Genomic DNA, 11,415 nt, shown 5'->3' with positions numbered 1-11,415 from the left:
TCCATGCCGGCACAACCTCCGATTGACGGCCTCGATTGCAGTCAGTCCCTGACCCTCGAACTGCCTGCCCAGGACCTGTGGCGCAACGCCTTGCTCAATTACCAGGATTCGCGCCTGGGATTGTGCAACGACGGCACCCACATGATCCTCGGTCACTACTTCGAGCGTTACAGCCCGAGCAACAGCCAGTGGATGGAATACACCTACAAGGTGTCGCTGTCCGAGCTGGTGCACTGGATCATGGCCAATGGTCAGCTGCATGTCGAACGTTCCGGCACCCCGCCAAGAGCGTCACAACCACAGCAAGGGAGCGCACAGCATGCGTAAACAACTCATCGCCCCGGTGCTGTGCATGTCGCTGCTGATCGCCGGTTGCAGCCAGAACAAGGTGGCGCCCAAGGACTATTCCGGCTTTTTGCGCAATTACGACCAGCTGAGCGAGCACAAGACCGCCTCCGGTGACTCGGTGTTGCGCTGGATCAGCCCCGACGTGCGCATGGAGCGTTACTCCCAAGTGTATATCGCGCCGAGCCAGTTCTACCCGCAACCCAAGGCTACAGCGCAGATTCCCGACTCAACCTTGAAGGCGGTCACCACCTATTATGATGCTGCGCTCAAGCGCGAACTGGGCAAGGTCTTGAACCTGGTCGAGCAGCCCGGGCCGAATACCTTGATCGTGCGCCCGGCCATTACCTCGGTGGGCGCCCATACCCAGTCACTGCACTACTATGAGTACCTGCCGGTGACCCTGGTGGCCGCCGGAGTCAGCAGCGCCATTGGCATTCGCGACCTGGACAGTGTGATCGCCACCGAGGCGGCGTTCCTCGATGGCGGCAGCCGCGCCGTGGTGGCCGAAGTGGTGCGCAAGGGCACCGGCCTGCCGCTGGAGAACGACGACCAGGTGATGACCGCCGAGAACCTCAAGCTGGTGCTCGACGGCTGGGCCCAGGACTGGCGCAACGCTGCGCAATCGCTCAAGCAGCAGAACGCCGCTGCCTTCACAGGGCAAATATCCACGGCACCATGAATACGCTGACTACCATCACCAGCAAGGTGAAGGGCACGCCGACTTTGATGAAGTCGGCGAAGCGGTACTGCCCGGGGCCCAGCACCAGGGTGTTGACCGGGGACGAGACGGGCGTCATGAACGCCGCCGAGGCCGCCAGGGCGACAATCATCGCGAACGGGTAGGGCGAGGCACCCAGTTGCTCGGCAGTGTTCACGGCCACCGGTGCCATCAATACCGCCGTGGCGGTGTTGGAGATGAACAGGCCGATGATCGCGGTGATGGCAAACAGGCTGGCGAGGATCATATAAGGCCCGGCGCCGCCAAGCGTTTGCACCAACCCGTTGACCGCCAGGGCGATACCGCCGGTTTTCTGCAGGGCCAGAGCAAACGGCAACATGCCGACGATCAGCACCAGGCTCTGCCAGTGGATCGCCCGGTAGGCACTGTTCATGTCGATGCAGCGCCCGGCGCCCATCAGCAGGCAGCCGATCAGGGCGGCAATGACGTTGGGCACCAGGCCACTGATCATCAACCCGACCATCACCGCCAGGCTGATCAGGGCATAAGGCGCCTGGGTCAGAGCGGGGGCGACATTGTCGACTTCGGCGGGCAGGCTCAGTACCAGAAAGTCCCGGGGTTGCGCCTGGAGCTGACGCACCGACTTCCACGGGCCGATCACCAGCAGGGTGTCGCCGAGCTTTAGTTTCTCCTCTACCAGTTGTTCTTCAATGGCGCTCTGACCACGGCGCAAGCCGACCACGTTCAGGTCCCAGCGGGTGCGGAAATTCAGTTCCAGGATGCTTTTGCCGATCAGTTGCGAGCCCGGCACCACGGCGACCTCGGCCATGCCCACGGCGTGGGACTGGTCGATAAAATAGGCCGCCTTGAAGTGCAGGGGCTCCAGCTTCATGCTCTGGCACAGGCTGCGCAGGTCATCGCGCGGGGCGAACAGGTCGAGCAGCAGCACATCGCCCTCGTGCACCGTGGTGCTGGAGTCGGGGCTGATCACCCGGGTGGTGAACTTGTGCTGGCGCTCGATGCCGACCACGTTGGCGCCGTGCACGGTGCGCAGTTTCAGCTCGCTCAGGCTGTGCCCGATCAGCGGCGAGTCCGGGCGCACCCGCAGGCGGCGTTCGCGGCCGGCCAGCTTGTAGTCGATGATCAGGTCGAGCAGGGTGCGGCGGGTTTGCGGGGTGCCGTCCTTGCGCACCTCGCCGCTGAGCCAGTGGCGAGTCAGCAGCATGTAACCGACGCCCAGCACCAGGATCACCAGGCCGAACGGGGTAAAGCTGAAGAAGCTGAAACCGGTCTCGCCGTGGCGCACCAGTTCACTGTGCACCACCACGTTGGGCGGTGTGGCGACCAGGCTGAGCATGCCGCTGATCAAGCCGGCAAAACTGAGCGGCATCATCAGGCGGCTGGGGGACACCTTCATGCGTGCGGCGATGCTCAGCACCACCGGAATGAAAATCGCGACCACCCCGGTCGAGCTCATCACCGAGCCCAGCCCGGCCACACAGACCATCAACAACACCAGCAAACGCACCTCACTGTTACCGGCGCGGTCGGCCATCCATTCACCGATGCGGTAGGCGATGCCGGTGCGCACCAGGCCTTCACCGATCACGAACAGCGCGGCGATCAGCACCACGTTGGGGTCGCTGAAGCCGGCGAGGGCTTCCTGCACGCTGAGAATGCCGGTGAGGGGTAGCGCCACGATCACCAGCAGGGCGACCACATCCATGCGCGGCCGGTTGGCAATGAACAGGGCCACGCTGGTAAACAGCAGGCCCAGCACCCAGAACAGTTCGTCGTTCATGCAATCTTCCTGATACGTGAGTGCACAGAGTCTGGCAGAAAGCACATGACGCTTCATTGATTTGTATGGGCGTGGCTAGTTGAGCTGTTGTAGTAATGCGGCCCCCTGATTCCGTACATTCCCCACCGCCTTGTCGACCCGGTACCAGGCGAACGCTTCCGACGGTTCGCCCAGGTTCAGCAGCATCTGTTCGGCCTCGGCCTTGTCGCACGCCGGGTTCAGCCAGGCCCGGGCCAGGTCCGGTGCGAACACGACAGGGCGGCGGTCATGGATATCCACCATGCCGCCGACGCTGTCGGCGGTGACGATGACAAAGCCGTCGTCGTCGGCCACATCCCATTGGCCGATACCGGCACAGAACGCCGGCAGGCCATCGCGGCGATGAATGTAGTAGGGCTGCTTTTTCGCCTCGCCTTCGTCGACCCACTCGAACCAGCCATCCACCGGCACCAGCAAGCGATGGCCCCAGATCGCCCGGAAGAATGGCGAGTGCGCGACTTTCTCTACCCGCGCATTGATCGGCGGTGCGCGATCGTGCGCCCAGTGCGGGCGCCAGCCCCAGCGTAACCATCGGGCCCGGCCGGGGGTGAACACGGCGACGTTGGTGCTGGGGGCGACATTGAAGTGCGCCAAGGGCTGATCACCGACTTCATTGGCCAGGGCGCCGGGCATGCTCAGGGCGTCGACGAAGTCGTGGATGCCATGGTACTGGCTCAGTCTTCCGCACATGTTGGCACCCTCATTCAGGGCGATTTCAGGTTCTGATACGGTATCAGAGGCTATCTTCGCTGAACGTGATGAAAAAGAACTAACAGGTATCGCCAAAAGTTATTGGTTTATAGCCGATGCTTCTTTGAATATGGCCATGAAGATTTTGTGGCTTTATTCGCATGGAAGCGTACGTATGAGCAAACATATTGTCGTCGTGGGCGGTGGGGTAGGCGGCACCCTGCTGGCCAATCAACTGGTGGTTAAGCTCTACCCGGAGATCCTCGCAGGCCAGGTGCGGATCACCTTGCTGTCCAGCTCGCCGGATCATTTCTACAAGCCGGCGTTCATGTATGTCGCCTTCGACTTGCACTTCAATGAAGAGCTTAAGCGCCCCGAGCGCTCGTTGCTGCGCCCGGAAATCGATTTTCAGGTGCAGGAGGTGACCCGCTTCGATTTCGCCGCACAGACGCTGCACACCCGCTCCGGCAAACGCTTTGGCTATGATTTTCTGGTGATTGCCACCGGTTGCGTGCCGGCGCCGGAGCGTATCGAAGGCTTGCAGCAGGGCGGCGATCATTTCTATCAGTATGCGCCTGCGCGCCAGCTCGCCCAGCGCCTGGCAACCATCCAGAAGGGGCGGATCTTCATCACCGTGACCTTCCCGCAAACCCCCAACGTGCCGCACCAATGTGGTATCGCGCCGGTGGAAACCACCTTGATGCTCGACGACTACCTGCGCCGGCGCGGGGTGCGCGACAAGGTCGAGATCATCTACACCTATCCGACCACCGCCCAGCTGCTACGCAATTGCCTGTTCCTGCAGCGGCCGACGGGGGAAATACTGCCGGGCATTTTCGCCCAGAAAAACATCCGCTTTGAACGCGGGTTCACCCTTGCCAAGGTTGACCCCGAGCAGCGCATTGCCTACTCCGAAGAGGGCCAGGCGCAGCCGTACGACATCCTTATGGCCACGCCGCCGATCCGCGCCGTGGATGCGGTGCTGCAAAGCGGTGCGTCGCAGGCGCCTAACCAGGAAGGCTGGCTGCCAACCAACCACGAGACCTTGCAGGTTTACGGGCTCGATGGCGTCTACGTGATCGGCGACACGGTCGATCTGCCGGTCAGCAAAGCGGGCGGGGCCTGCCATAACCAGGCGCCGGTGATCGTCAACAATATCGCCGGCGAGATTCGCCTGGGCAGAACAGTGGCGGTGTATGACGGCAAGGTGCAAGCCGCCGCACAGATGGGCCTGAATGCGGGGATGCCGTTGACCTACGACTATCAGCGCGATGTGCTGCCCACGCCGCCGACCAAGCTCGGAGGCCTGTTGCGCAACGGTTTCAACCGCGGCCTGTACTGGGCCGTCGCCCGCGGCATGCTGTGACCTGAACTGGCAAGGAGCCGATAGACATGAGTGTGATCGAATCGCCTGTACAGCAGGTCAGCAACCCGGGCCTCGAGGCCCTGTTGAACAAACTGCAACCGTTGCTCGACGGTGGCCGGCTGGACAATCTGGTGGACCTGGCCTCGTTGCTCTCCGACCTGGTGGACCTGCTGGATGCACCTTTGGTGGAAAAGCTCTCGACACAGTTCGAGGAGGCCACGGCGCTGAGCTGGAACCTGGGCAATGCCATCCGCCTGGCCAAAGCCCAGACCCGTGAGCAACCCACACCGCCCAGCCTGATCGGTTTACTGGCGCTGCTACGCGACCCGAATACCCGTCAGGGCTGTGCCTTGGTGCTGCGGGTGCTGAATGCCCTGGGCAAGCAAGGCTGATTAACTGCTGAACTTTATCGCGATCACCCGGTTGAGGCGCGGGTGTTGGCGCGCGGGCAATGGTAAAGTCGGTTTTTTTTCCGACGAGGGTGAGTCATGCGGGTAGTCATGGTGATGGTCGCTGCAGCAGTATTGGCCGGTTGTGCCTCTTCGGCCATGGAGGCGGCACGGGCCAAGGCACCGACCAAGCAGCTCACCTCGAGCAAGCCTGCCGACCGCGTGGCGCAGTGCATCCAGTTTGGCTGGCAGGACGAGTCGGTGTTTGGCGTCGACGCCAGCGGCTACCTGGAGCCAGGCAAGCAGGGCGGCTTTACCGTGTACACCCGCGAAGCCGAGTCGTTCGCCGACATCCAGCCACAAGGTGGCAACACCGCGGTCAGTTACTACGCCCAGCACAACGACAGCGTTGCCCTGCGCCGCATGGCCGCGTTGGCCACCTGCCTGTAATCCGCTAGCGGGGCATGTACCTGAGCTGCCAGCGCCGCGGAATGGTCAGCGAGACCAGCGCCAGCGCAGCAGCCAGCAAGGCGCTGAACAGCAAGGCGGCGATGCCGAAGCGTTGCTCCAGCAGCGCGCCGGCTACCGCGCCAGCGAACATCCCGGCCCAGGGAATCAGTTGCACGCGCCAGCCCTGACGGCGCTCGCCCAGCAGCGCCCGGCCAAGCCCGCGACCAAAGCGCGACAGTGCACCGGTGACGTAGGTCAGGCCGATGGGCAGGCCGTTCACTTCCTCAACCACCGCATTGATCATGCCCATGGCAGTCACCGCGGCGATCAGCGCCGGCAACTGCCAGGCAGCGGGCAGCAAAGCGGCCGACGCCAGCAGCGCAGCAATCAGCGAGAGCAGTGGCCAGGGCCTGCGGCCGCTCAGGCGGGCAACCACCACACCCAGCGCGTTACCCACCACGAAGGCCAGCAACAGCGCGCCGATGCGCAGCACCAGGCTGGTGTCACCTTCACCCAGCGACACGGCCAGGCGCGTGGTGTTGCCGCTCATGAACGAGACGAAATCGCCGGTGGCCATAAAGCCGATGGCATCGGTCATGCCGGCCAGCACCGACAGGGCAGCAACAAAGTACAGCCCGACCTTGCCGCGCAATCTGTTCGTGCGCATGGCCCGGGCTGACGCATATGAAGATCCTGGCAGCATCCCTTGCACTCCCGATCGACAAGGTGGGTATCAGGCGCGTTGCGCCAGCCTGGCCTCGAGTCCGGCGATATGCGCTTGCAGGCGTTCGCGTTCGCCACGCTCGGTGCTGATGTCTTCGAAGACGCTGATCAGGTGTTCCGGCTCACCGTCCTGACGTCGTTGCAGTGACGTACGTGCACGCACCCAAATGTAGCTGCCGTTTTTATGCCGCACGCGTTTTTCGACTTCGTAGCGCTCGGTTTCGCCGGCCAGCATGCGTTGCAGCAACTGTAGGTTGGCCGGCAAGTCGTCGGGGTGGGTGATCTGCTGGAAGGTCATGCCGTAGAGCTCTTCGGCGCGGTAGCCAAGCAGTTCGCAGAGGCTATTGTTGACCCGCTGCCAGGTGCCGTCCGGGTCGATGTAGGCGAGGGCGCCCCAGGCCAGTTCGAAGATGGCGCGAAAGCGTTCTTCGCTGATGCGCAGGGCGTGTTCGGCCACCTGGCGTTCGGTGTTGTCCATGCTGATGCCGACCATTTTCACCGAGCGGCCGACGCTGTCGCGCACCACCGTCGCCCGTGAGGAAATCCAGCGTTGTTCGCCATCTGGGCGGGTGATGCGAAAATCACATTCGCAACCGCTGCCATCGGCCACGGCCTGTGCGTACATGGCCTGCATGTGCGCAACGTCTTCGGCAGGCAGGTGCACCCAGAAATCTTCGTTGCGATGCACGGGCCAGCCGTACACCTGTTCGACGTTTGGCGAGTAGGTGACTTCGTCGCTGATCAGGTTCCATTCCCAGGTGACGATGCGCGCGCCTTCCTGGGCCAGCTTCATGCGCGTTTCGCTTTCCATGATTTCGGCGGTGTAGCGTCGGCGCAGGTCGGTCATCGGCAGCTCCACCACTTGTGGCTGCTGGATGTTCTGCAGGGCTTCTTCGCCGTAGCGCAACCAGATCCAGTTGACCTTGAGAAAGTCCGCCAGTTTGCGCAGGTTGTCGTAATCGATTTCGCCGCCGCGGGTCCATTTGTGCACGGCCGTGCGCGAGATGCCGAGTGCCGTCCCCACCGCTTGCAGGGTCAGCTTGTGGTGCTCGAGCAGTTCCTTGAGGCGGAAGGCGAAGCTGTTTTCCATCATGGGCGCAGGGTGTCCTGATCGGGGCCAAGAGCCTGCCAGTATACATAACCCGTTAACTTTGGGTTGACGGTGGGTGCAACGCAGGTGAGCGCTTTGCGCTCAATCGCAGGCTGTCGCCAGCTCCTACAGGTTGCCTGTAGGAGCCTGCGATCTGGGCAGCAATGCGTTACAGGTCGAGGACCAGGCGCGCCGAACGGGCCCGCGAGACACACAGCATCATGCTCTGCTGCGAGGCCTTTTCTTCATCGCTCAGGTACTGATCAAAGTGTTCCGCTTCACCTTCCAGAATCGCCGTTTCGCAAGTGCCGCACACGCCTTCGCGGCACAGGCACTCGACCTTGGCAGCCTTGGACTTCTCGATGGCCTGAAGAATGGTCATGCCTTCTTCTACCTGCAGTTCGATGCCCGACTGGGCCAGCACCACGGTAAAGGCCGCGCCAGTGACCGGGGTGGCAGCAAATTGCTCCCAGTGCACGCGCTGGTCGGCGATACCGGCTTTGGCGGCAGTGGCGATCACCGCGTCAATCAACGGTTTCGGGCCGCAGACGTACAGGTGCGCATCGTCTGCCAAGGACGCGCAGAGCGCAGCCAGGTCGAGTTTGCGATCCAGGCTGTCGATGTAGAAATGGGTGTTGTCGGCATGCGGGCCGCTGGCCAGCTGCGCCTGGAACGCGCCGTGCTCAGGGGCGCGGAACGCGTAGTGCAGTTCGTAGTCGGTGGCGCCGCCTTCGAGCTCATGCAGCTGTGCCAGGAACGGGGTAATGCCGATACCGCCGGCGATCAGCACGTGGCGACCGGCGCTGGGGTCGAGGGCGAAGAGGTTGTTCGGCGAAGAGATGGTCAACTGCGTACCGACTTCAACCTGCTGGTGCATGAACGCCGAACCGCCCTTGGATTGCTCTTCCAGGCGCACGCCGATCTGGTAGCTGCGGGTGTCGCGCGGGTCGCTCATCAGCGAGTAGGCGTTGCTGAACTGGCTGCCGTCGGCGCCCTGCATCTGCACGATGACATGGCTGCCACCGGTGAAGGCGGGCATCGGTGCACCGTCTTCACGGGCCAGGGTGAAGCGCTTGATCAGCGGCGTGGCCTGTTCCACTTCGGTTACGTGCACGCTGAACATTTCGTATTTGTTGGCCATGGTTCACCTCGACTGCAGGGGCAACGCGGCAGGCCCTGCCGCGTCCCGGAACCGGTGCTCGCTCAGACGGCGAGGCACAGGTATTTGATTTCCAGATAATCCTCGATGCCGTACTTGGAGCCTTCACGGCCCAGGCCCGATTGTTTGATGCCACCGAACGGCGCGACCTCGTTGGAGATCAGCCCGGTGTTGACCCCGACCATGCCGTATTCCAGCTGCTCGGCGACCTTGAACACGCGGGCGATATCGCGGCTGTAGAAGTACGCTGCCAGGCCGTACTGGGTGGCGTTGGCCAGGGCGATGACTTCGTCGTCGCTGGTGAAGCGCACCAGGGCTGCCACCGGGCCGAAGATCTCTTCTTCCAGCAGTTCCATGCCCGGGCCGACGTTGGCCAGCACGGTGGGCTCGAAGAAGGTTCCGCCCAGGGCGTGGGCCTGTCCGCCCAGCACCAGTTCGGCGCCTTTACCCACTGCGTCGTCGATCAGGCTGCGCACCTTGGCCACGGCCTTGTCGGTAATCAGTGGGCCGATCTGCGTGCCGGCGGCAGTGCCATGGCCAACGTCCAGCTGGCGCACACGTTCGACGAAGCGCTCGCTGAACTGCGCGTAGACGCTGTCATGGATATAGAAGCGGTTGACGCACACGCAGGTCTGGCCGGCGTTGCGGTATTTGGCAATCAGCGCGCCTTCGACGGCGGCGTCGATGTCGGCGTCGGCGAAGACAATGAACGGCGCGTTGCCGCCCAGTTCCAGGCTGACTTTCTTGATGGTTTCAGCGCACTGGCCCATCAGCAGGCGGCCGACCGGGGTGGAGCCTGTGAAGCTCAGCTTGCGCACGGCAGGGTGGCCGGTGAACTGTGCGCCGATCGCCGGTGCATCACCGGTGACCACGCTGAACGCGCCGGCCGGTACGCCGGCACGCTCGGCCAGCTCGACCAGGGCGAGGGCACAGAACGGCGTTTCGTTGGCTGGCTTGACCACCATGGTGCAGCCGGCGGCCAGGGCCGGGGCGACTTTGCGGGTGATCATCGCCGCCGGGAAGTTCCACGGGGTGATCGCGGTGCACACGCCGATGCCCTGCTTGATCACCAGCAGGCGTTTGTCGTTGGCCGGGCTCGGGATCACGTCGCCGTACACGCGCTTGCCCTCTTCGGCGAACCACTCGACGAAGGAGGCGGCGTAGCGGATTTCACCCAGGGCTTCGTGCAGCGGCTTGCCCTGTTCGAAGGTCATCAGCCGGGCCAGGTCCTGCTCGTGTTCGAGCAGCAATTCGAACCAGCGGCGCAGAATTTGCGCACGGTCTTTGGCGGTACGGGCGCGCCAGCCGGCCAGGGCTGCTTCGGCCGCTTCGATGGCGCGCTTGGCTTCGGCGCCGCCCATCAGCGGTACGCTGCCGAGCAACGTGCCATCGGCTGGGTCGGTCACCGCGAGGGTGCGGCCATCGTCGGCATTGCACCAGCGCCCGTCGATGTAGGCTTGCTGGCGCAGCAGGGTGTTGTCATTGAGTTGCATGCAAGGCACTCCGAAGATCGCCGCAGGCGGGAGGGCCTGCGGCGAGGGCTATCAGTCGTCGAGGTGGGCGACGGCGATCAGGTTGTGGAAGTGGGCGATGCCGTGCTCGCTCATGCCGCTGCGCTCACGGTCGGCCATGATCCGGCCCTGGCCACGGTAGCCGCGGGACTTCAGGCCTTTCTGCACGCTTTCCACCAGGCGCAGGTCTTCCGGGCGGAACACTTCGCGGTACCAGTCGATCAGCTTCTGCTGTTCTTCGGTGATGTCCTTGTTGAGGAAGTAGATGTCGTAGTGCTGCAGGGTGGTTTCGGCGTCGACCGGGAACTCGTAGATCACGGTCATGAAGTTCGCTCCTGGCGGCACGTTGAACATGGTGCACGGCCACGCCCAGAAACCGGCGAAGGACGGGTCTTTCACGCTCTCGTCAAATTTGAACGACTGCTCCGATGGCTTGGCCAGGCCGTATTGCAGGGTCCAGTTGCCATGCAGGTTATGGCTGTACTGGCCAACGTCCACCGAGTCGGCGAAGCCTGGGTGGGCAGGGGCGCAGTGGTAGCACTCGAGGTAGTTGTCGACGATCGACTTCCAGTTGGCCGGGGTGTCGCTGACAAAACGGGCCGCCAGGTGCAGGTCGTCGATCACGCCGCAGGCTTCGCGCATGCGCTTTTGCAGGCCTGGCAGCTGGTCTTCGACCGAGCCGGCTTCCATGTCCATGTTGATGAAGATGAAGCCTGCGTATTCTTCGACGCGCAGTTGCACCAGGGTGGAATTTTCTTTGTCGAAGTTCACCACGTTGTCGCAGTTGCGCGCGTGGGCCAGCTCGCCGTCGAGCTTGAAGGTCCAGGCGTGGTACGGGCAGGTGATGACGTTCTTGGCCTTGCCGCTGCCGCTGAGCAGCTGGTGGCCACGGTGCGGGCAGACGTTGTAGAAGGCGCGCAGCACGCTGTCGCGGCCACGCACGACGATGATGCTTTCGCCGATCACTTCGCGGGTGATGTAGGCGTTGTTCTCTGCCACTTCACTGCGGTGGCCGACGCAGATCCAGCTGCGTGCGAAGATCGCTTCTTTCTCGTGCTCGAACACTGCAGGCTGGGTGTAGAAGCTGGCAGGGATGGTGAAGGCCTCTTCGGCGTTGGCGCAGAAATCGGCGGGCAGGCGTTTGAAGTCATTCATGATCGGGTCTCACAA

Annotated in this window: 12 protein-coding genes; 5 read left to right on the top strand and 7 right to left on the bottom strand. The window is 63.1% G+C overall.

Going from position 1 to position 11,415, the window contains the following annotated elements; genetic code table 11:
* Window positions 1-3 precede the first annotated feature (3 nt).
* Both DM813_RS12570 and DM813_RS12565 read left to right on the top strand, forming a co-directional pair.
* Window positions 4-327, top strand: a complete 324-nt coding sequence (locus tag DM813_RS12570; protein WP_128323717.1) for a hypothetical protein — start codon at window positions 4-6, stop codon at window positions 325-327.
* Window positions 320-1,027, top strand: a complete 708-nt coding sequence (locus DM813_RS12565; protein ID WP_128323716.1) for a DUF3313 domain-containing protein — start codon at window positions 320-322, stop codon at window positions 1,025-1,027. The genes DM813_RS12570 and DM813_RS12565 overlap by 8 nt, the downstream gene beginning before the upstream one ends.
* On the opposite strand, the gene DM813_RS12560 is transcribed toward DM813_RS12565, so the two are convergent.
* Both DM813_RS12560 and DM813_RS12555 read right to left on the bottom strand, forming a co-directional pair.
* Complete coding sequence (locus DM813_RS12560; protein WP_128323715.1) at window positions 999-2,828, bottom strand: SLC13 family permease; 1,830 nt, start codon at window positions 2,826-2,828, stop codon at window positions 999-1,001. The genes DM813_RS12565 and DM813_RS12560 overlap by 29 nt on opposite strands.
* Window positions 2,829-2,903: 75 nt before the next feature.
* Window positions 2,904-3,557 (bottom strand): SOS response-associated peptidase, encoded by a 654-nt coding sequence (locus tag DM813_RS12555; protein WP_128323714.1) that lies wholly within the window; start codon window positions 3,555-3,557, stop codon window positions 2,904-2,906.
* A 175-nt stretch (window positions 3,558-3,732) separates the two neighbouring features.
* Between DM813_RS12555 and DM813_RS12550 the strand changes: the two genes are divergently transcribed.
* The 3 genes from DM813_RS12550 to DM813_RS12540 all read left to right on the top strand — a co-directional run bounded on the left by DM813_RS12550 (window position 3,733) and on the right by DM813_RS12540 (window position 5,762).
* Window positions 3,733-4,923, top strand: coding sequence for an NAD(P)/FAD-dependent oxidoreductase (locus DM813_RS12550; RefSeq protein ID WP_128323713.1), 1,191 nt, complete (start codon window positions 3,733-3,735; stop codon window positions 4,921-4,923).
* Window positions 4,924-4,949: 26 nt separating this feature from the next.
* The gene (locus tag DM813_RS12545; protein WP_128323712.1) at window positions 4,950-5,315 is read left to right on the top strand and encodes a DUF1641 domain-containing protein; all 366 of its coding nucleotides are present in this window, start codon (window positions 4,950-4,952) and stop codon (window positions 5,313-5,315) included.
* Window positions 5,316-5,411: 96 nt separating this feature from the next.
* A complete protein-coding gene (locus DM813_RS12540; RefSeq protein WP_128323711.1) occupies window positions 5,412-5,762 on the top strand; it encodes a hypothetical protein in 351 nt (116 codons plus the stop codon).
* 4 nt (window positions 5,763-5,766) lie between these two features.
* Here DM813_RS12540 and DM813_RS12535 read toward each other — a convergent pair whose 3' ends face one another.
* The 5 genes from DM813_RS12535 to DM813_RS12515 all read right to left on the bottom strand — a co-directional run bounded on the left by DM813_RS12535 (window position 5,767) and on the right by DM813_RS12515 (window position 11,400).
* Window positions 5,767-6,465 carry a YoaK family protein gene (locus tag DM813_RS12535; protein ID WP_128323710.1) on the bottom strand — a complete coding sequence of 233 codons (699 nt, stop codon included), beginning with the start codon at window positions 6,463-6,465 and terminating at the stop codon, window positions 5,767-5,769.
* 30 nt (window positions 6,466-6,495) lie between these two features.
* Window positions 6,496-7,578, bottom strand: a complete 1,083-nt coding sequence (locus tag DM813_RS12530; RefSeq protein ID WP_128323709.1) for a PAS domain-containing protein — start codon at window positions 7,576-7,578, stop codon at window positions 6,496-6,498.
* Between the two features lie 166 nt (window positions 7,579-7,744).
* Complete coding sequence (locus DM813_RS12525; protein WP_128323708.1) at window positions 7,745-8,716, bottom strand: PDR/VanB family oxidoreductase; 972 nt, start codon at window positions 8,714-8,716, stop codon at window positions 7,745-7,747.
* Between the two features lie 62 nt (window positions 8,717-8,778).
* Window positions 8,779-10,227 carry an NAD-dependent succinate-semialdehyde dehydrogenase gene (locus tag DM813_RS12520; RefSeq protein WP_128323707.1) on the bottom strand — a complete coding sequence of 483 codons (1,449 nt, stop codon included), beginning with the start codon at window positions 10,225-10,227 and terminating at the stop codon, window positions 8,779-8,781.
* 51 nt (window positions 10,228-10,278) lie between these two features.
* Window positions 10,279-11,400 carry an aromatic ring-hydroxylating oxygenase subunit alpha gene (locus tag DM813_RS12515; RefSeq protein WP_128323706.1) on the bottom strand — a complete coding sequence of 374 codons (1,122 nt, stop codon included), beginning with the start codon at window positions 11,398-11,400 and terminating at the stop codon, window positions 10,279-10,281.
* Between the last annotated feature and the right edge of the window lie 15 nt (window positions 11,401-11,415).

Source organism: Pseudomonas alkylphenolica (assembly GCF_004025535.1).
Lineage (GTDB): Bacteria > Pseudomonadota > Gammaproteobacteria > Pseudomonadales > Pseudomonadaceae > Aquipseudomonas > Aquipseudomonas alkylphenolica_A.
This window is presented reverse-complemented; position numbering and strand designations above follow the sequence as displayed.

Bases quoted from the DNA above. Each gene is read 5' to 3' on its own strand.
- DM813_RS12570 (WP_128323717.1), top strand. From the start codon at position 4: ATGCCGGCACAACCTCCGATTGACGGCCTCGATTGCAGTCAGTCCCTG.
- DM813_RS12565 (WP_128323716.1), top strand. From the start codon at position 320: ATGCGTAAACAACTCATCGCCCCGGTGCTGTGCATGTCGCTGCTGATC.
- DM813_RS12560 (WP_128323715.1), bottom strand. From the start codon at position 2,828: ATGAACGACGAACTGTTCTGGGTGCTGGGCCTGCTGTTTACCAGCGTG.
- DM813_RS12555 (WP_128323714.1), bottom strand. From the start codon at position 3,557: ATGTGCGGAAGACTGAGCCAGTACCATGGCATCCACGACTTCGTCGAC.
- DM813_RS12550 (WP_128323713.1), top strand. From the start codon at position 3,733: ATGAGCAAACATATTGTCGTCGTGGGCGGTGGGGTAGGCGGCACCCTG.
- DM813_RS12545 (WP_128323712.1), top strand. From the start codon at position 4,950: ATGAGTGTGATCGAATCGCCTGTACAGCAGGTCAGCAACCCGGGCCTC.
- DM813_RS12540 (WP_128323711.1), top strand. From the start codon at position 5,412: ATGCGGGTAGTCATGGTGATGGTCGCTGCAGCAGTATTGGCCGGTTGT.
- DM813_RS12535 (WP_128323710.1), bottom strand. From the start codon at position 6,465: ATGCTGCCAGGATCTTCATATGCGTCAGCCCGGGCCATGCGCACGAAC.
- DM813_RS12530 (WP_128323709.1), bottom strand. From the start codon at position 7,578: ATGATGGAAAACAGCTTCGCCTTCCGCCTCAAGGAACTGCTCGAGCAC.
- DM813_RS12525 (WP_128323708.1), bottom strand. From the start codon at position 8,716: ATGGCCAACAAATACGAAATGTTCAGCGTGCACGTAACCGAAGTGGAA.
- DM813_RS12520 (WP_128323707.1), bottom strand. From the start codon at position 10,227: ATGCAACTCAATGACAACACCCTGCTGCGCCAGCAAGCCTACATCGAC.
- DM813_RS12515 (WP_128323706.1), bottom strand. From the start codon at position 11,400: ATGAATGACTTCAAACGCCTGCCCGCCGATTTCTGCGCCAACGCCGAA.